This window comes from Streptomyces sp. NPDC021622, assembly GCF_040640795.1.
In the GTDB taxonomy this organism is placed as follows: Bacteria; Actinomycetota; Actinomycetes; order Streptomycetales; family Streptomycetaceae; genus Streptomyces.
This window is the reverse complement of the sequence record NZ_JBFACK010000027.1, coordinates 14451-32154: the sequence shown is the minus strand read 5'-3', so window position 1 is coordinate 32154 and position 17704 is coordinate 14451. Positions and strand designations below refer to the sequence as shown.

The 17704-nt window shown below is 71.7% G+C and carries 15 protein-coding genes; 8 read left to right on the top strand and 7 right to left on the bottom strand.

Annotation, left to right across the window (positions count from 1 at the left end; genetic code table 11):
* Positions 1–107 precede the first annotated feature (107 nt).
* A complete protein-coding gene (locus AB0G47_RS38150; RefSeq protein ID WP_360779828.1) occupies positions 108–1229 on the top strand; it encodes an ABC transporter substrate-binding protein in 1122 nt (373 codons plus the stop codon).
* 5 nt (positions 1230–1234) lie between these two features.
* Here AB0G47_RS38150 and AB0G47_RS38145 read toward each other — a convergent pair whose 3' ends face one another.
* Together AB0G47_RS38145 and AB0G47_RS38140 are read right to left on the bottom strand one after the other, a co-directional pair.
* Complete coding sequence (locus AB0G47_RS38145; protein WP_360779825.1) at positions 1235–3418, bottom strand: hypothetical protein; 2184 nt, start codon at positions 3416–3418, stop codon at positions 1235–1237.
* A gap of 243 nt (positions 3419–3661) precedes the next feature.
* Positions 3662–5050: a transcriptional regulator gene (locus AB0G47_RS38140; protein WP_360779822.1), complete on the bottom strand. Its 1389-nt coding sequence runs from the start codon at positions 5048–5050 to the stop codon at positions 3662–3664.
* A 284-nt stretch (positions 5051–5334) separates the two neighbouring features.
* Between AB0G47_RS38140 and AB0G47_RS38135 the strand changes: the two genes are divergently transcribed.
* From AB0G47_RS38135 to AB0G47_RS38120, 4 genes are all read left to right on the top strand, one after another.
* Positions 5335–5994 (top strand): bifunctional DNA primase/polymerase, encoded by a 660-nt coding sequence (locus tag AB0G47_RS38135; protein WP_266865344.1) that lies wholly within the window; start codon positions 5335–5337, stop codon positions 5992–5994.
* Positions 5995–6200: 206 nt separating this feature from the next.
* The gene (locus AB0G47_RS38130) at positions 6201–6980 is read left to right on the top strand and encodes an ABC transporter ATP-binding protein (RefSeq protein ID WP_360779818.1); all 780 of its coding nucleotides are present in this window, start codon (positions 6201–6203) and stop codon (positions 6978–6980) included.
* Positions 6977–8587, top strand: a complete 1611-nt coding sequence (locus AB0G47_RS38125) for a transporter (RefSeq protein ID WP_360779815.1) — start codon at positions 6977–6979, stop codon at positions 8585–8587. The genes AB0G47_RS38130 and AB0G47_RS38125 overlap by 4 nt, the downstream gene beginning before the upstream one ends.
* A 428-nt stretch (positions 8588–9015) precedes the next feature.
* A complete protein-coding gene (locus AB0G47_RS38120) occupies positions 9016–10392 on the top strand; it encodes a PAS domain-containing protein (protein WP_360779812.1) in 1377 nt (458 codons plus the stop codon).
* A gap of 81 nt (positions 10393–10473) precedes the next feature.
* Here the strand turns inward: AB0G47_RS38120 and AB0G47_RS38115 are convergent, their stop codons facing one another.
* Genes AB0G47_RS38115 through AB0G47_RS38100 form a run of 4 tightly spaced genes read right to left on the bottom strand, consistent with a single transcriptional unit; the run spans position 10474 to position 13938 of the window.
* On the bottom strand, positions 10474–11688 hold the full coding sequence (locus AB0G47_RS38115) for an ABC transporter permease (protein WP_360779809.1): 1215 nt from the start codon (positions 11686–11688) through the stop codon (positions 10474–10476).
* Positions 11688–12377: an ABC transporter ATP-binding protein gene (locus AB0G47_RS38110; protein WP_360779806.1), complete on the bottom strand. Its 690-nt coding sequence runs from the start codon at positions 12375–12377 to the stop codon at positions 11688–11690. The genes AB0G47_RS38115 and AB0G47_RS38110 overlap by 1 nt, the downstream gene beginning before the upstream one ends.
* Complete coding sequence (locus AB0G47_RS38105; protein WP_360779803.1) at positions 12374–13447, bottom strand: peptidoglycan-binding protein; 1074 nt, start codon at positions 13445–13447, stop codon at positions 12374–12376. Before AB0G47_RS38105 ends, AB0G47_RS38110 begins: the two co-directional genes overlap by 4 nt.
* Positions 13444–13938, bottom strand: a complete 495-nt coding sequence (locus AB0G47_RS38100) for a hypothetical protein (protein ID WP_360779800.1) — start codon at positions 13936–13938, stop codon at positions 13444–13446. The genes AB0G47_RS38105 and AB0G47_RS38100 overlap by 4 nt, the downstream gene beginning before the upstream one ends.
* A gap of 118 nt (positions 13939–14056) precedes the next feature.
* Between AB0G47_RS38100 and AB0G47_RS38095 the strand changes: the two genes are divergently transcribed.
* Positions 14057–14725, top strand: coding sequence for a response regulator transcription factor (locus tag AB0G47_RS38095; RefSeq protein WP_360779798.1), 669 nt, complete (start codon positions 14057–14059; stop codon positions 14723–14725).
* A gap of 44 nt (positions 14726–14769) precedes the next feature.
* Positions 14770–15945 (top strand): ATP-binding protein, encoded by a 1176-nt coding sequence (locus tag AB0G47_RS38090; protein ID WP_360779795.1) that lies wholly within the window; start codon positions 14770–14772, stop codon positions 15943–15945.
* A 59-nt stretch (positions 15946–16004) separates the two neighbouring features.
* On the opposite strand, the gene AB0G47_RS38085 is transcribed toward AB0G47_RS38090, so the two are convergent.
* Positions 16005–16769, bottom strand: coding sequence for an SIS domain-containing protein (locus AB0G47_RS38085; RefSeq protein ID WP_360779793.1), 765 nt, complete (start codon positions 16767–16769; stop codon positions 16005–16007).
* 236 nt (positions 16770–17005) lie between these two features.
* Between AB0G47_RS38085 and AB0G47_RS38080 the strand changes: the two genes are divergently transcribed.
* Complete coding sequence (locus AB0G47_RS38080; RefSeq protein ID WP_360779790.1) at positions 17006–17698, top strand: metal-dependent transcriptional regulator; 693 nt, start codon at positions 17006–17008, stop codon at positions 17696–17698.
* Positions 17699–17704 lie beyond the last annotated feature (6 nt).

The following is a 17704-nucleotide window of genomic DNA, read 5'->3' as shown; positions in this document are numbered from 1 at the left end:
CAGCGCTCACCGCGGCCGCCCTGGTGGTGGCGTGTGCGTCCCTGACAACCGGCTGCGGGGTCATCCCTGGATCCACGGGGGGATCCAGGGACGAGCCCGTCACCGTCATGACCTGGGCCCCCGAGAACACCAAGGCGACCAACAAGCCCGGCATCCCCGCCATGGCCAAGGCCTACGCCCGCTGGGTCAACTCGCACGGCGGCCTCGACGGCCGCACGCTCAAGGTCATCACCTGCAACGACCACAACGACCCGGTCGGCGCCGCCGACTGCGCCCGCGAGGCGGTCGCCAAGAAGGTCGCCGCCGTCGTCGGCTCCTACAGCCAGCACGGCCAGTCCTTCCTCTCCCCCCTCGAAGTCGCCGGCATCCCCTACATCGGCGGCTACGGCGTCACCGACGAGGAGTTCAGCAGCCCCCTGTCGTACCCGGTCAACGGCGGCGAACCGGCCCTGATGGCGGGCAACGGCCGGCAGCTCGCCGCCCGCTGCGAGCGCGTCTCCCTCGTACGCCCCGACACGATCGCCGGCGACGACCTCCCCAAGCTCCTCGACGCGGGCCTCGCCGAGGGCCGCCGCAAGCCCGCCGCGGACATCCGGGCCCCCGAGGACGGCACCGACTTCACCTCGCAGGCCGAGCAGGCGCTGACCCGCGCGGGCACCGGCGGCTGTGTGACGGCCGCGCTCGGCGCCCGCACGGACACGTTCTACGACTCCTACCGGCGCACCGAGGACGCGTACCCGACCGCGAAGATCTCCTCCGTGCTCGGCAGCGTCGACCAGTCCCTCATCGACCGCACGGGCGGCGCTGAAGGACCGTACGAAGGCGCCTACGTCACCGGCTGGTACCCGGCGGCCAGCGATCCCCGCTGGGACGAGATGCGCGAGGTCATCCGGCAGCAGGCCTTCGGCGACAACCGGGTCGACCCGGCGGACGCGGGCGTGCAGACCACGTGGATCGCCTACACCGTCCTGAAGCAGGTCGTCGAGTCGCTCGACGGCGACGAGGTCTCGTCCCGCTCCCTGCGCCGGGCCCTCGACAAGGGACTGCAGGTGAAGACCGGCGGCCTGACGCCCACCCTGAGCTGGCGCTTCAAGGACATGCTCGCGGCGAGCGACTTCCCGCGCCTGGTCAACGCCGACATCACGTTCCAGGTCGTACGGGACGGCCGTCTGATCCCTGCGCGCAAGGGCTTCGTGAACGTCTCCAAGACCCTGGAGGGGGTCCGGTAGGCCCACTAGAGCTGCGACTTGTCGCGGGTGGTGAGGCCGTACTTCTCGGCGATCTTGTTCCACAGCGCGGCCGCCTGCTGCTTGTTCGTGGTCGCCTCGCCGCTCGCCTTGTTCGCGGCGACCGCGTGCGGCGTCGAGCGGGCGTGGCCCTTCTTGCAGCCGTGCTTGCCGGCGACCTGTCCTGCCCACGCCGCGTAGTGGTTGTCGGCGGACGCGGACGCCTTCCACGCCTTGTTGAGCGCGGTGGTCAGCTGGGCGTTGGCGGGCAGCTTGTCCACGGAGAGCCCGGCCAGGCGCGTGACCAGGCCGTTGCGCTGCTTGGCCGCGTTGCGCAGATCGGTGGCCGACTGGGCGAGGTTCGTGCACTTGCCGACATTGCGTACGGCGGCGATCACCGAGTCACGGCTGTTGTTGCTGTCGGCGAGGAGCTTGTCCAGGGCGACGGCCTGCTCCTTGGCCGGGTCGACGGACGGCGAGGGCTTCTCCTCGGCGGGCGCGGACTCCGAGACGGTCTTGGGGTCGTCCTTGTCCTCGTCACCGCCTCCGCCGCTGAGCATCGCGCCGGCGCCGACGCCGAGCACCGCGATGGCGACACCCACGGCGGCGAACAGCGGCGCCTTCGAACCGGTGCGGCCCCCGCGGGCGGGAGCGGCCGCGGCGGCACGGCGCGCGGCACGTCCCCCGCCGTCGCCGCCGGTGCCGTGCCCGGCGGGCTGCGGCGGCTGCGGGTGCTCGAAGCGGGGCATCTGCTGAGTGGAGGCGGGGCCTTCGGGCTCCGGCTGCTCCGTACGGAAGAGACTGTCGAACTCGGCGGGCGGCTGCCGGTCCCCCGGAGCTCCGGGGCGGATCCCGAAGGGGGCGGCGCCGGGTGCGGCGGGGACGGGGGCGATGTACTGCGTGGGCTCGCTGTCCGCGTCGGGGGCGGCGCCCGGCATGGCACCCGGCAGCGGTCCCGCGGCGGCCGGGGGCATGGGCGCGGCGGGGTTGGAGACCCGCCGCAGGACCTGCGTCCCGTCGCCCGCGGGAGCCTCGGGGGGCAGGGCCCCCGGCGCCACGGGCGGTATGTACTGGGTGGCACCTTCATCGGCGCCGGCACCGGCACCGGGCATCGCCGGTATGTACTGCGTTGCGTCGGCGTCCCCGGCGGCCGGCGGCAGCGGCGCGGAACCGGCCCCACCGACAGCAGGCAGCTGACCGGCCGCGGCGACCGGAGGCAGCTGCCCCGGCTGAACGGCGGGCGGCAGCTGGCCGCCTTGAGCGGCGGGCGGAAGCTGACCGCCCTGAGCAGCCGACGGGAGCTGGCCCGGCTGCGCACCGGACGGGAGCTGGCCCGACTGCGCACCAGGGGCGAATTGTCCCGACTGCCCAGGCATGGCGGGCTGTCCGTGCTGGGCGTGCTGTCCCTGCTGCCCCGGGTACGCGGCATCGGCGGGCTGTCCCGCGTGCATGCCACCCGCAGGCTGCCCGGCGTGCGCGCCGCCCGAGGGCTGCGCCCCATAGGCCCCGCCGTCGGACTGCCCCGCGTGCTGGCCACCGCGAGGCTGCCCCGCGTGCTGCCCCGCCTGCTGGCCACCCTGAGGCTGCCCCGCGTACGGAGCACCCGGAGCCTGCCCGCCGTAAGAAGCGTCCTGCGGCTGCCCACCGTGCGAAGGGGCCGACGCCTGGCCACCGTGCGAAGGAGCCGGTGCCTGGCCGCCATGCGACGGGGCCGACGGCTGGCCGCCGTACGAAGGAGCCGGTGCCTGGCCACCGTATGAAGGGGCCGACGCCTGGCCGCCATGCGACGGGGCCGACGCCTGGCCACCGTACAAAGGAGCCGGTGCCTGGCCGTCATAAGAAGGGGTCGGCGCCTGGCCGCCGTACGAGGCGTCCGCGGGCTGCGTGCCGTAAGGCTGTGCGGCGCCCTGCTGGGGCTGTGTGCCCTCGGGCGGCAGCGGGGTGCCCGCGCCGTAGGTCTGCGGCTGGTCGGGGGCCGAGCCCCAGGCCTGGCCGGCGCCCGGCGGGTCCGCGGGGGCGGGGCCCCACGGCTGGCCCCAGGGGCTGCCGCCGGTGGGCGCCACATGGTCACCGGCGGTGCCGGGCATCAGGGGCTCGCTCCCGTCGGCAGGCAGCACGATGCCTTCGTGCGCGTGCCGGTCCGCGGAATGCGGATCGGAGGAAGCGGCGCCCTGTCCGCTCTGCTGCGTCACCGGGACTCCTACGAATGGGGGACCTACGGAACCGTCGGCTCACGCTACCGGGTCGCCACAGCCGTCTGCCACGCAGCTCAAACCCCCGCCTCCGCCACGATCACGGGAGTAACAAAACCTCACCTCAAGACGCTGATTACGGTTCGGCGAAGGATCGATCGCATACCGGAGTTGGCCGTTCACGGTGAGGAGGGGCCAGGGCCGGGTGGCATTCACCCGGCCCTGGCGTACGCCACAAAAGCTTCACGCGGCCTGGATGTCCACCCGCGCCCCGAACTCCCGCACCACCGGCTCGTCACGGAACGGATCGAGCCGGTCCTTGAAGTCCTCCAGATACTCCGCGCCACGGTTCGACCGCAGCGTGCCGAGCAGTTCCACCGCCTTCAGGCCCGTATGACACGCCTGCTCGACGTCCCGCCGCTGCACCTGCGCCGTGGCGAGCAGGACGAGCCCGATCGCCCGGCGCCGCGCCCGCGTCTCGGGGTGCCCCGCGAGGGACTCCTCCGCACTGCGCGCCGCCGCGTCCGCCTGCCCCAAGTCCCGGTGACAGTGCGCCAGTTCATCGGCGAGATACGCGTGGTCGAAGTGCCGGATCCACACCGGGTCATCGCCCGAGCCGGCCTCCCCCGCCGCGCGGTCCATCGCCTCGACCGCCCGGCCCGCCACGGCCTGCGTCGACCGCCCGTCCCCCAGCAGCGCGTGCCCCCGCGCCTCGGCGGCGTAGAACATGGCCTCCGCGCGCGGGGTGACCCGCCCGCGCGTCCCCTCCTGGGCCGCCCGCGCCAACTGCGCGATCTCCCGCGGATTTCCGAGCTGGGCCGCGAGATGACTCATGGACGCGGCCAGTACATACCCGCCGTACCCCCGGTCCCCCGCCGCCTGTGCGAGCCGCAGCGCCTGGATGTAGTAGCGCTGGGCGAGCCCCGGCTGCCCCGTGTCGACGGCCATGTATCCGGCGAGCTCCGTCAACCGCGCGACGGCGGCGAACAGTTCACGCCCCACGGCCTCCCGATAGGAACCCGCCAACAGCCCCGACACCACACTGTTCAGGTAGTGCACGACGACCGGCCGCACATGCCCGCTGCCGTACTGGTGGTCAAGCTGCGTCAGCGCCTCCGTCATCGCCCGCACCGCCGCCACGTCGGAGATCCCGACCCGCGGCCCCGCCAACCGCCCGACCTGCGCGTCCGGCGACGAGATCAGCCAGTCGCGGCTCGGCTCGACAAGCGCGGAGGCGGCGACGGACGACCCGGAGAGGAAATCGCGCCGCCCGACGTCACTGCGCCACAGTTCACACACCTGCTCGATGGCGCCGAGAACGGTCGGCGAGAACTGCAGACCCACGCCCGACGCGAGGTTCTTGCCGTTCGCCATGCCGATCTCGTCGATCGTGACCGTACGGCCCAGCTTGCGGCCCAGGGCCTCGGCGATGATGCCGGGCGCCCGGCCGCGCGGCTGCTGCCCGCGCAGCCACCGGGCGACGGACGTCTTGTCGTAGCGCAGATCGAGACCGTGCTCCGCGCCGCACATGTTGACCCTGCGGGCCAGGCCCGCGTTCGAGCAACCCGCTTCCTGAATGAGTGCCTGCAGCCTTTCGTTGGGCTGCCGCGCGACGAGCGGCCTTGCGGCCATGGCGTACCCCCTGATGCGCATGTTGGATCACTGGTACGAGGGCCGAAATTCGGCCACCCAGATGATCAATGCCCTGGGGGCAAACGGAAGATGCACCACAAACGGACCATAAGTCGGTAACTGGGCTTCTTCAGAGCGCCCCAGACCTGGCTACCCGCACATGGAACCCATTCCCCATGCGCGCCCCCGCCCGTGCACCCATGCGCCCCGGATGCAGGATCGATGCTCCGCCCCGGCGCACGGCGGGGCCGTAACCGTAGGTGGCGGGCGGAGTTGAGAACTTCGTGGAAGAGACCTTGGGAGTCACGTCAGCCGCGCACATCCCGAAGCAGCGCGGAGAAGCCTTGCTGGACACGGCCGTGCGATATGCGGAAGAGCGCCACTGGGACGTGTTCCCCGGGACGTGGCTGGAGTCCGTCGAAGGCACCGAAGTCTGCTCGTGCGGTGACGGCGCGTGCACACAGCCCGGATCGCACCCGGCGCGCGAGGACTGGGCGACGCAGGCGACGGGCAGCGCGACGGTCGCCAGGCGGCTCTGGTCCAAGCAGCCGAAGTCGTCGATCCTGCTGCCGACGGGCCGTACGTTCGACGCGATCGACGTGCCGGAGACGGCGGGGTTCCTCGCGCTCGCGCGCATGGAGCGGATGGAACTGACGCTCGGTCCCGTGACCTGCACGCCGGACCGCCGGATGCAGTTCTTCGTCCTCCCCGGTGCGGCGGTGAAGGTGCCTGACCTGGTACGCAAGTTGGGCTGGCCGCCGGCCGCGATCGACCTGGACGCGCTGGGCGAGGGCACGTACGTCGCGGCGCCGCCCACGCGGTTCGGCGCGACCGGCGCGGTGCAGTGGGCCTGCCGCCCGACCGCGGCGAACCGGTGGCTCCCCGACGCGGAGGAGATCATCTCGCCTCTGGCGTACGCGTGCGGGCGCGAGGCGCGGCGGTAGCGCGCCCCTGCGGGTGCGGCGCCGCACCTGGGGCTCCGCCCCAGACCCCGCTCAAGACCGCCGCTTCGCGGCGGATTCTTTCCCGCCCACCCACCCGATTGCCCGGCGGAGCCGGGTTCTCGGGAAGGGGCGGGGTAGGGGAAAAGAACCGCCTCCCGACGTATCGTGCGGAAACGGCGACGCGACGGCGACGAAGGGCGGACAGGGTGAGCGAGGCACCGGCGGCGGTAAGGGTGCAAGGGCTCTGGAAGGCCTTCGGGCAGCAGATCGCGGTTGCCGGGATCGACCTCACCCTCCCCGCGGGCAAATTCATCGGCCTCGTAGGACCGAACGGCGCGGGGAAGACCACCACCCTCTCGATGGTGACCGGCCTTCTCCGCCCCGACCAGGGCACGGTCGAGGTGGTCGGCCACGACGTGTGGACCGACCCCGTCGAGGTCAAGGCCCGCATCGGCGTCCTCCCGGAAGGCCTGCGCCTCTTCGAGCGGCTCTCGGGGCGCGAACTCCTCGCGTACACGGGAAGATTGCGCGGACTGCCCGGCGAAGAGGTCGACAAGCGCGCGACCCAGCTCCTGGACGTACTCGACCTCGCCGGCGCCCAGCACAAACTCGTCGTCGACTACTCCACCGGCATGCGGAAGAAGATCGGCCTCGCCGCGGCCCTGCTGCACAACCCTGAAGTCCTCTTCCTCGACGAGCCGTTCGAGGGCGTCGACCCCGTGTCCGCCCAGACCATCCGCGGCGTGCTCGAGCGCTACACCGCGTCCGGGGCCACCGTCGTCTTCTCCTCGCACGTCATGGAGCTCGTCGAGTCGCTCTGCGACTGGGTCGCCGTGATGGCGGCCGGACGCATCCGCGCGCAGGGCACCCTCGCCGAGGTGCGCGGCACGGCGCTCTCCCTCCAGGAAGCGTTCCTGGAGCTGGTCGGGGCCAACGGCCGTGACGCTGGCTCGCACCTCGACTGGCTCGGCGGCGGCACCCGATGAGCCCCGCCGAAGCGGCGGTCGCCCCCGCGCCCTCCATCACACCCGTCTTCGTACGACTGAAGCTCTCCCTCCTGCGCAACGGCCTGCACCAGTCGTCGGGCCGCAAGGCCGCCTACATCGCCTCCGTCGTGGCCGCGCTCCTCATGGCGGCGCTGCAGCTCCTCGGCCTCATCGCGCTGCGCGGCAACGAACACGCCGCCACCGTCTCCATCCTGCTCACCGCGATCCTCGCGCTCGGCTGGGCGGTGTTCCCGCTGTTCTTCCCCAGCGGCGACGAGACGCTCGACCCGACCCGTCTGGTGATGCTGCCGCTGCGGCCACGGCCGCTGGTGCGCGCGCTGCTCGTGGCGTCCCTCGTCGGCATCGGGCCGCTCTTCACGCTCTGCCTGGCGCTCGGCTCGGTCGTCTCGCTCGCGCACGGCGCCGCCGCCCTCGTCACCGGCATCCTCGCCATCGCACTCACCGTGCTGATCTGCGTCGCCCTCGCCCGGACCGTCGCCGCCGCCAACATCCGCCTGCTGACCAGCCGCAAGGGCCGCGACCTCGCCGTACTGAGCGGTCTCGTCATCGCGGTCGGCGCGCAGGTCGTCAACTTCGGGGCGCAGCGGCTCGGTTCGTCCGGGCTCTCACAGCTCGATCCGGCCAGGGACGTGGTGCGCTGGATCCCGCCCGCGTCGGCGATCGGCGCGGTCGACTCGGTGAGTGAGGGGTCGTATGCCGTCGGGGTCGCCCAACTCGCCCTGAGCTGCGCCGCGCTGGCCGGCCTCCTCGCCCTCTGGCAGCGCAGCCTCACCCGCCTGATGACGACCCCCGACGGCTCCACGCTCGCCGCGGCGGAACCCACGAAGGAACGCTCCACGCACGGCCTGGGACGGCTGCTGCCCGCCGGGCGCACCGGCACCGTCATGGAGCGCAGCCTGCGCTATGTGTGGCGCGACCCGAAGACGAAGGCCGCCTGGGTGACATCCCTGGCCATCGGCCTGATCGTGCCGCTCTTCAACGCCCTGCAGGGCACCGGCTCGATCTACTTCGCGTGCTTCGCGGCGGGGATGCTCGGCGTCCTCATGTACAACCAGTTCGGCCAGGACACCTCGGCGTTCTGGATGGTCGCGATGACGATCTCCTCCGCACACGACGCGTACGTCGAACTGCGCGGCAGGGCCCTCGCCCTACTGGTGATCACCCTCCCGTACGCGACGCTGGTCACCGTCATCACGGCCGCCGTGCTCGGCGACTGGCCCGTGCTGCCGGAAGGCCTCGGCCTCTCGCTCGCGCTGCTCGGCGCGATGCTGGCGACGGGCGCCTGGTCATCGGCCCGCTTCCCGTACTCGATCCCGCAGGAGGGCTACAAGAACGTGGCCCCCGGCCAGGCAGGACTTGCCTGGATCTCGATCTTCGGCGGGATGGTCGCGGCGGCCCTGCTGTGCGCCCCGGTCCTCGCCTTCACCATCTGGCTGCATGTGGCGGGCGGTGCCGACTGGTCCTGGGTACTGCTGCCGCTCGGCGGCGCGTACGGCGCGCTGATCACCTACTGCGGCCTGCGTCTCGCCGCCCCGAGGGTGGCGCGCCGCCTCCCGGAGATCCTCCTCGCGGTCAGCAAGGGCTGACCTGAGCGTCTCCGGAACGCGGACAACCCGCGAGCCGTGGTTCCCGCCGTACGCAACGGCGGAAAGCCGGCCGGACGTACCGGCGGCTCGCGGGTCGGGTGACTGCTTGGGATTGGGCCGGCTGCACGCACATCACACGTGCTGGTCCGGCGCCGAATTCGAGTTGCGACGACGGGCCACTAGCCCGCAGTCACCTCACGCGTCCGGTTTCCATACATCGGCCGAACCACCTCCCTTCGTGTGTACGTGCCACCCTAGGAACCGCCCCGTCCGTCACACAACCGCTTTTTATGGAGCAACGATTTCGCCCAACTTCCGGGAACCGCCTGTGGGCTGCGTCACGTTCGAGTTCAATGATCTGACGTGCGGTATACGCAGAACTCGCAGAACATGCAGCTCATGAGGACACGGCCTGCAGGGGGTGCCAGGTGAGTGCTTCCCGGCGTAGCGGGACCACCGATGAGTTGGGGCCAGAGGAGCCCGAACCGGGTGGGGCGGAATTGCTTGCGGCTTTGCTCGACGGGATGGACGCCGCGTTGTGCGCGTTCGATGCCGACGGGGTGGTGACCCACTGGAACCGTGAGGCCGAGCGGATACTCGGGTGGTCGGCGGCGGAGGCCGTCGGGCGGCGGGGGTTCGCGGGGTGGGCGGTGCGGACGGCCGATGCCGAGGAGGTCGAGGCGCGGCTGCTCTCCGCCATGGAGGCTCCTGGGCGGCAGGTGCACGAGTTCGCGCTGCTGACCAAGGACGGCGGGCGGGTGCTCGTGCGGACGCAGTCGGCTGCCGTGCGGGGCGGGGACGGGAAGCCGGCGGGGGTGTACTGCGCCTTCAGCGAGGTGCACGCGCAGATCGATCTGGAGCGGTCCATCGCCCTGAGCGAGGCCTTGTTCGAGAACGCCTCGTGGGGGGTTGTTCTCGTTGATGCCGATCTGCGGCCCGCTGTCGTCAATGAGCATGCGGCGCGGGCCCTTGGCATGGGGCGTACGGCGGTGCTCGGGCGGCCGCTCGGTGATCTGCTGGGGCAGGGCGTCGAGGAGTTGGAGAGCGCGCTCTCGCATGTGCTTGCCGAGGGGGCGCCGCCGGCTCCCGCCGAGATGTGGGTGTCCGTGCGGGCCTCGGAGAGCGGTGAGCCGGAGCGGCGGTGCTGGCGCAGTGGTTTTCTGCGGTTGGCGTCGCCGTTGGCGGAGGAGCCGGTTCCGCTGGGTGTGGGGTGGCTTTTCCAGGACGTCACGGAGGCCAAGCAGACCGAGCAGGAGGCGGCTCAACTGCGGTTCCGTTCGCAGCAGTTGCACCGGGCGGCGCGGGCTGCTGCCGAGTGCGAGGATCCGACGGAGGCGGCGACCGTCCAGCTGGACTTCGCGCTCGCCGGGTTCGCCGATCACGCGCTGATCGATCTGGTGGCGGGGGACTCCGGGGACGAGCCGGTGCGGCTCGTGCGGGCGGCTGCGACGCCCGCGGGGGCGCCGGGGCCGTGCCTTCCCGTGGCGAAGGCGGGCCTTCCGGTGCGGTATCTGGAGGGGCATCCGGCGCCGCAGTGTGTCGAGCGGGCGGGTTCCGTACGCGCCAGTGCGGGCGCGGCGGCTCCCGAGCGGGCCCGGGAGTGGGCCGCGGCCAGGCAGTGGCCGGAGGACTCCGTGCACGCGCTGTGCACGGTGCTGCGCAGCCGGGGGCGGACGTTGGGCGTGGTGACGTTTCTGCGGGGTGCGAGCCGTACGCAGTTCGAGCGGGCGGACGCGGCGTACGCGGAGAGCGTCTCGGCGAGGGTTGCGGCTTCGCTTGACCTGGCGGGAGTGCTGGGCGGTTAGCCGCGCCGTCCGGGGTTCTGTGGGTGGGCGGGTTTTCAAGGCCGCCGCTTCGCGGCGGATCTCTCCCGCCCACCCACCCGTTTACCCCGCATGCAGCGCCAGCGTCGGCGAAAGGCGCGCCGCCCGCACCGCCGGGTACAGGCCCGCCACCGTGCCGATCGCCAGCGTTGCCGCGAAGCCGCCCGTCACCGCCCACAGGGGGATCACCCACGGCAGGCCGCCGGATGCCGCGTACGCTGCCGTCGCCGCCGCGCCCAGGGCGATTCCCGCGACACCGCCCAGGCCCGACAGCATCAGGGACTCCGTCACGAACTGGATCCGGATCTGCCCCTTCGTCGCGCCCATCGAGCGGCGGAGGCCTATCTCGTATCGCCGCTCCAGGACTGAGATGATCATGGTGTTGGCGACTCCGACACCCCCGACCAGCAGGGCGATCCCGCCGAGCCCGAGCAGCAGCGTGGAGAACGCGCCCTCCGTCGCCGCCTTCGCCTTCAGCGCCGATGACGGGTCCGTGACCTGTACGTTCCGCGGGTTCTCCGGGTCGATCGACGCCGCGAGCAGCCCGCGGACCTCCCCGACCGCCGCGTCGGTCGAGCGCTCGTACACCGAGGTGGGGCGGCCGTCGAAGGCGAATTCGGACTTCGCCGCGTTCCATCCCACGAGCGCCGAGCGTTCGATCTCGGGGGCCAGCGGCAGCGGGTCGAGGATGCCGATGACGGTGAAGTAGCGGTCGTCGAGCCACACTTGGGTGCCCGGTTCCGTGATGCCGAGGCGCTGCGCCGCGACATGGCCGAGGACCAGCGACGGATAGCGGCTGTTGGCCGCGTTGAACCAGGTGCCGTGCGCCATCTCGCCGCGCAGCACCTCCAGCAGACCCTCGGTCGCCGCCTTGACGGAGATGCCGCCGGTCTCGTCCTCGGGGATCTTCTCGCTGCGTCGTACGGAGCGGTCGAGGTCGCCGGTCGCGCCCACGTCCTCCACTCCCTCGACGCGCGAGACCCGGCCCGCCGCGTCGCGCGGCAGCACCACCTTCTCGCCCGAGAACAGCGGCTCCCCCGGCGACGCGACCAGCATGTTCGTACCCAACTCGTCGAGTTCTTCCATGAGTTGGGCCTTGCTCGATGATGAGATTCCTACCACCGCGATCATCGTGGCTATGCCGATCGCGATGCCGAGCGCGGACAGGACGACCCGGACCGGGCGGCTGCGCAGTCCCGCCGAGCCGACGTGCAGGACATCGACGGGGCCGAGCCGCGCGGCTCGCAGCTTCTTGCGTGACGTATCAAGCGAAGTCATCAGACGGACACCTCCGCTGCCCGCGCATCCGCCACGACCCGCCCGTCCCTGATCCGCACCTGCCGCGGCAGCCGCCGGGCGATCTCCGTGTCGTGGGTGATGACGGCGATCGTCGCGCCCTCCGCGTTGAGGTCGTGCAGGAGCTCCATGACCGCCTCGCCGGACGCCGAGTCCAGCGCGCCGGTCGGCTCGTCCGCGAGCAGCAGGTCCGGTGCGCCGACCACGGCCCGTGCGATGGCGACGCGCTGCTTCTGGCCGCCGGAGAGTTCGTGCGGCCGGTGTCTCATGCGGTCCGCGAGGCCGACCCGCTCCAGCGCGTCGGCCGCCCGGCGGCGGCGTTCGGCGCGCGGGAGCCCGGAGTACAGCAGGCCCTCCGCCACGTTGTCCCGCGCGCTGACCCCCGGCACCAGGTGGAACGCCTGGAAGACGAACCCGATGTGCCGCGCGCGCAGCGCCGAGAGGCTGCGGTCGGTGAGGGCCGCCACGTCGTGCCCGGCGATGGCCACCGAGCCCTGCGTCGGGCGGTCGAGCGTCCCGACGATGTGCAGCAGCGTCGACTTGCCGGACCCGGACGGGCCGACGATGGCGAGGAGTTCGCCCTCTTCCACCGTCAGGTCCACTCCGCGCAGGGCCGCGACACCGCCCGGATACTCCTTGGTGACACCGGCCAACTCCACGACGGCGCTCATATCTTGGGCACCCCGACCTTCGCGCCCTCGCGCAGCCCGCCGCCGCTCACCTCGACGCGCCCCTGCCCGAACATGCCGAGCTCGACCTTCACCTGGCGGGCGCGGCCGTGCTCGACGACCTGGACGCCGTAGCCGCCGCCGGGCAGCGCGAGGAGCGCGTTGACGGGGACGGAGAGCACGTCCTTGCGGGTCTCGCCGGTGAGGTTCACCGTCACCGGGGACTGGTCGAATCCGTCGACCTTCCCCGGGTCGTCGAAGGAGACCGTCACCGGGATCTTCGGGGTCTTGTCGGCCGGGTCGTCGCCCGGCTTCGCGGTCCTGCCGACGGACGCGACCCGGCCCTTGACCGTCGAGCCGTCCGGCAGGTCCACGGTGACCCTCGTGCCCGCCTTGGCGAGCTTTCCCTCGGCGACGTCGAGGTCGAAACGTACGACCCGTTCGGAGCCGGTCGTGGCGAGCACCGGCTTCCCCGGGGCGACCTGGTCGCCGACGGCCGACTCGGCGGACTTCACACGGACGGCTCCGGGCGAGAAGGCGATCTGGTCCGGGCCGACCCGCCCCGTCTGCTTGCGGTCGTGCGCCTTCTGCCACTGCTTGACGGCGGCCGCGGTGCCTTCCGTGTACATGTCGTCGACGGCGAGGCCCGCCCCGTGGCCGAGCGCCCGCAGATTCTCTTCCAGCTGTCGTACGTCGTCGCCCTCGTCGCCGGTCTTCAGCGTGCGGTACATGGGCTCGGTGCCGTACATGAGCCGCACCGGGACGCCGTTGACCTCGTACAGGCGGCCGTCGCGCCGGATCGTCGAGCCGGTGCCCGTGGTCCAGGTGAGGATGCCGGTGGCGCCCGCGTTGACCTTGCGTTCCTTGGCGTAGCCGAGGGTGCCGTCGGTCTGCGTGCCGCTGCTGAGGTCGCCGCGCTCGACGGGGGCGGTGGCGGGTGGCAGTCCGGCGTCCTGGCGTACGGAGCCGTCCTTGCCGTTCTTCGCGTCGGCGAGCGCGGTGACGGCGATCCCGCCGCCGGTGATCGCGAGCAGGGCCACGACGGTGGCGACGACGGCGGTGCGGCGCCTCACGCGACGATGTCCTTGCACGCCTTGGCGGCCTTCTCCATCTTCTTGGCCTCGGCGCCCTTGGGCATGGGCTGGGCCTGCATGGCGCCGCCGTCGAACTTGGGGTCCGGCATGTTGTAGCCGTTCTCGCGCATGCAGCGGGCGTACTTGAGCATCTTGTCCTTGTCGGCCTGCGAGACCGATCCGCCGCCCGCGCCGCCGCCCTTGCCGGTGCACTCCTTCATGGCGGCCTGCATCTTCTCCTTGCTCAGATCGCCGCCGATGGTGATCCCGCGGCTGTCCTCGCCGGGCTTGGGCTCGGGCACCTTGAGGCCGTGCTTGCGCAGGCACTCGCGCTCCTTGAAGGCTGCGTCGGCCTGCTTGCCCTTTCCGCCGTCGGCGTTGCTCCCGGAGTCCTTGCCGCCGTCGCCCGAATCCTGCGAGCAGGCCCCGGTGAACAGGGCGAGTGCGGCGATCCCTGATGCGATGGCCACCGATCGCGTACGAGTCCTCATGGCTGTCCCCTCACTGGTCGTGTCGTCGACGCGCACAGGCTGGCCCGGGGCGGGGTTTCGTTTCTCTCAACGCAGACGCTTACATCGGCGAAAGGTGCACTTCAGGTACACAGTGCGGATGCGTGTACTGCTGGTGGAGGACGAGGAATTCCTGGCCGAGATGATCGCCGACGGGCTGCGCCGCGACGCGCTCGCGGTCGATGTCGCGTCCGACGGCCTGACCGCCCTGCGCAAGCTCCAGCTCGGCGAGTACGACGTCGTCGTCCTGGACCGGGACCTGCCGGGCCTGCACGGTGACGAGGTGTGCCGCAGGGTGGTCAGGCAGCGGCTGCTCACCCGGGTCCTGATGCTGACGGCGTCGGCCACGGTCCGGGACCGGGTCGCGGGCCTCGGGCTCGGCGCCGACGACTATCTGACCAAGCCGTTCGCGTACGACGAGCTGCTGGCCCGCGTCCTGGCGCTCGGCCGCCGCACGCGCCCCGCGCTGCCGCCGGTCATCGAACGCGCGGGCCTGGTCCTGGACACGGCCCGCCGCCAGGCAAGCCGCGACGGGCGCCACCTGGCCCTCTCCCGCAAGGAGTTCGCGGTCCTTGAGGCGCTGCTGCGGGCGGAGGGCGCGGTGGTCAGCGGCGAGGACCTGATCGAACAGGTCTGGGAGGAGGACACCAGCTACCGCACGAACGCGGTCCGGGTCACGCTGTCCAAACTGCGCACGAAGCTGGGCAATCCGCCGGTGGTGGAGACGGTGCCGGGTGCCGGCTACCGGATCGCGGGCTGGTCGGCGTGAAAGGGCTCGGCGCAGGACGCTTCGGTACGCCGCCCCCGCTCCGCATGAGCAGCGAACGCGCCCGGCTCACCGCCCTCTACGGCGGCATGCTCGTCCTCGCCGGAGCCCTGCTCACCGGGCTCGTCTACTTCCTGGTCCGGCAGGGGCTCTACTCCTCCATCACCGCCGCCGTCACCACCGCAGTCCCCGCGCGCACGATCGGCCCGCCCTGGCGGCCACCGAGCCCCGCCGCGTCCGCCGCCCCCACCAAACGCCTGCCCACCGAGGTCACCCAGGGCCTCGCCGTCACAAAGATCAGCGATGTCGCCGAGCAGGCCGCCCTCAGCCGACTGCTGACCGTCTCGGTGATCGTCCTGTTCGTGTACGCCGCGCTGTCCATCCTGCTCGCCTGGTGGATGGCGGGCCGGGTGCTTCGCCCCGTGGCCGTGATCACCGGCACCGCTCGCCGGCTGTCCGGCGAGAACCTGCACGAACGGATCGCGCTCGACGCCCCGCCCGGCGAGCTGAAGCAGCTGGCCGACACCTTCGACGAGATGCTCGGCCGGATAGAGCAGCTGGTCGGCGCCCAGCAGCGGTTCGCGGCCAACGCCGCGCACGAGCTGCGCACCCCGCTCGCCGTGCAGCGGGCCGCCGCGGAGATCGGCCTGGCCGGTGCGCCGGACGCGGAACAGGTCACGAAGATCCGTACGAAACTGATCTCGGTGGCCGACGACAGCGAGCACCTCATCGAGGGACTTCTGCTGCTCGCCACATCCGAGCAGGGCCTTGAACGCCGGGAGCCGATCGCCCTTGACGTGCTGGCCGACGCGGTCGCGGAGGGCCTTGCGGGCCGGGCGGCGGAACGCGAGGTGACCGTGTCGGTGCACGCCGAGCCGCTGACCGTGCAGGGCGACGGGGTGCTGCTGGACCGCCTGGTGCACAACCTGGTGGCGAACGCCGTGTCCCACAACGTGAAGGGCGGCCGCGTCGACCTGCGCACGGGCCCCGAGGGCATCGAGGTGACCAACACGGGCCCCGAGGTCCCACCCGAGACCGTCCCCCACCTCTTCGAGCCTTTCCGGCGCCTGCGGGAACGTACGCATGCGAGAGGGGAGGGCGCGGGACTAGGCCTGTCGATCGTGGCAGCGATCGCACGGGCACACGGGGCGGAGGTAACGGCAAAGGCGAACGGGGCAGGCGGAGGCCTTACGGTGCAGGTCCGATTCCCGCCGGGGCGCTAGGCGCCCCTTTTTAGGGGCGCGGGGAACTGCGCGAGCAACCACGATGCACCCGCAGCCGCTCACCTCCGATAGAAAATCCGGTCTCCGTACTCCTCAAAGACCCTGCCGTTCCAGTCATGCCCACCGTCCACATTCCCGGACCGAAGCAACGGAGGCTGAACCCCACGAGCGGCCAAAGCCTCAACGGCAGTGGCCATCATGGCCTGCATGATCGCGTTGGTGACCACGCTGGAGGCGGGCCCAAAAGGCGCATCGACGGAGTCGAGACTCAGCTCCGCGTCACCGAGCGCAATCTTCGAGTCGATCACGACGTCACAGTGGTCCTTGAGGAAGGTCCCGGAAACATGCCGCGACTTCGTCTCCGCCGCGTACGCCACCGACGTCACGCCGATGACCTTCAGGCCAAGGGCACGCGCGTTCATCGCCATCTCCACGGGCAGCGAGTTCCGCCCGGAGAGCGAGATGATCACGAGTACGTCGCCGGGGCGGGCCGGCGAGGAGTCGAGGACGGCGCCCGCGAGGCCGTCCACGCGCTCCAGGGCGGAGCCGAGCGTGGCGGGCATGACGTCGATGCCGACGACGCCGGGGACGGCGAGGAGGTTCATCAGGGCGAGGCCGCCCGCGCGGTAGACGACGTCCTGCGCGGCGAGCGAGGAGTGCCCGGCGCCGAAGGCGAAGAGCCTGCCGCCCGCCTCGACGGCGTCGGCCAGCAGCGTGCCCGCCGCCTCGACGTTCCCGCCCTCTTCGTCGCGGACCCGGCCGAGCAGTCCGATGGCGGCGTCGATGTACTGACCGGCCAGCTTGCTCTCGCTCTTGGAGCCCATGCGCCGAGGAACCTTTCCGGGTACGAATGTGCTGTACGTATGCATGCCCTGTACGTCTGTCCGTCCTGCGTGCCGCGGATCACGTTGCGGTCTGGACCAGTGCCCTGTCAATACGGCCCGGGCACCCCCGTCAAGACCGCCTGTACCGGGTTTTCCCCGGCGCAGCCCGGTTGTCAGCGGTATGCGTCAGAATTGAGGGCAGGGCCGGCCGCACGAGCGAGATCTGAGGGGCACCCATGTCGGGGCTGATTGACACCACTGAGATGTATTTGCGCACCATCCTCGAGCTGGAGGAGGAAGGTGTGGTCCCCATGCGCGCCCGGATCGCCGAGCGGCTAGACCAGAGCGGGCCGACGGTGAGCCAGACGGTCGCGCGCATGGAGCGTGACGGCCTGGTGGCCGTCGCCAGCGACCGTCACCTGGAGCTGACCGAGGAGGGCCGCAGGCTCGCCACCCGCGTGATGCGCAAGCACCGGCTCGCCGAGTGCCTCCTTGTCGACGTGATCGGCCTGGAGTGGGAGCAGGTCCACGCGGAGGCGTGTCGCTGGGAGCATGTGATGAGCGAGGCGGTGGAGCGCCGTGTCCTGGAGCTCCTGCGCCACCCCACCGAGTCTCCGTACGGGAACCCGATCCCGGGCCTTGAGGAGCTGGGCGAGAAGGACGGCGCCGATCCGTTCCTCGACGAGGGCATGGTCTCGCTGGTCGACCTCGACCCGGGCACCGAGGGCAAGACGGTCGTGGTCCGCCGGATCGGTGAGCCGATCCAGACGGACGCGCAGCTGATGTACACACTGCGGCGTGCGGGCGTCCAGCCCGGCTCCGTGGTGAGCGTGACGGAGTCCGCGGGCGGGGTCCTTGTGGGCAGCAGCGGCGAGGCCGCCGAGCTGGCCGCGGAGGTCGCGTCGCACGTGTTCGTCGCCAAGCGCTGAGGCCTT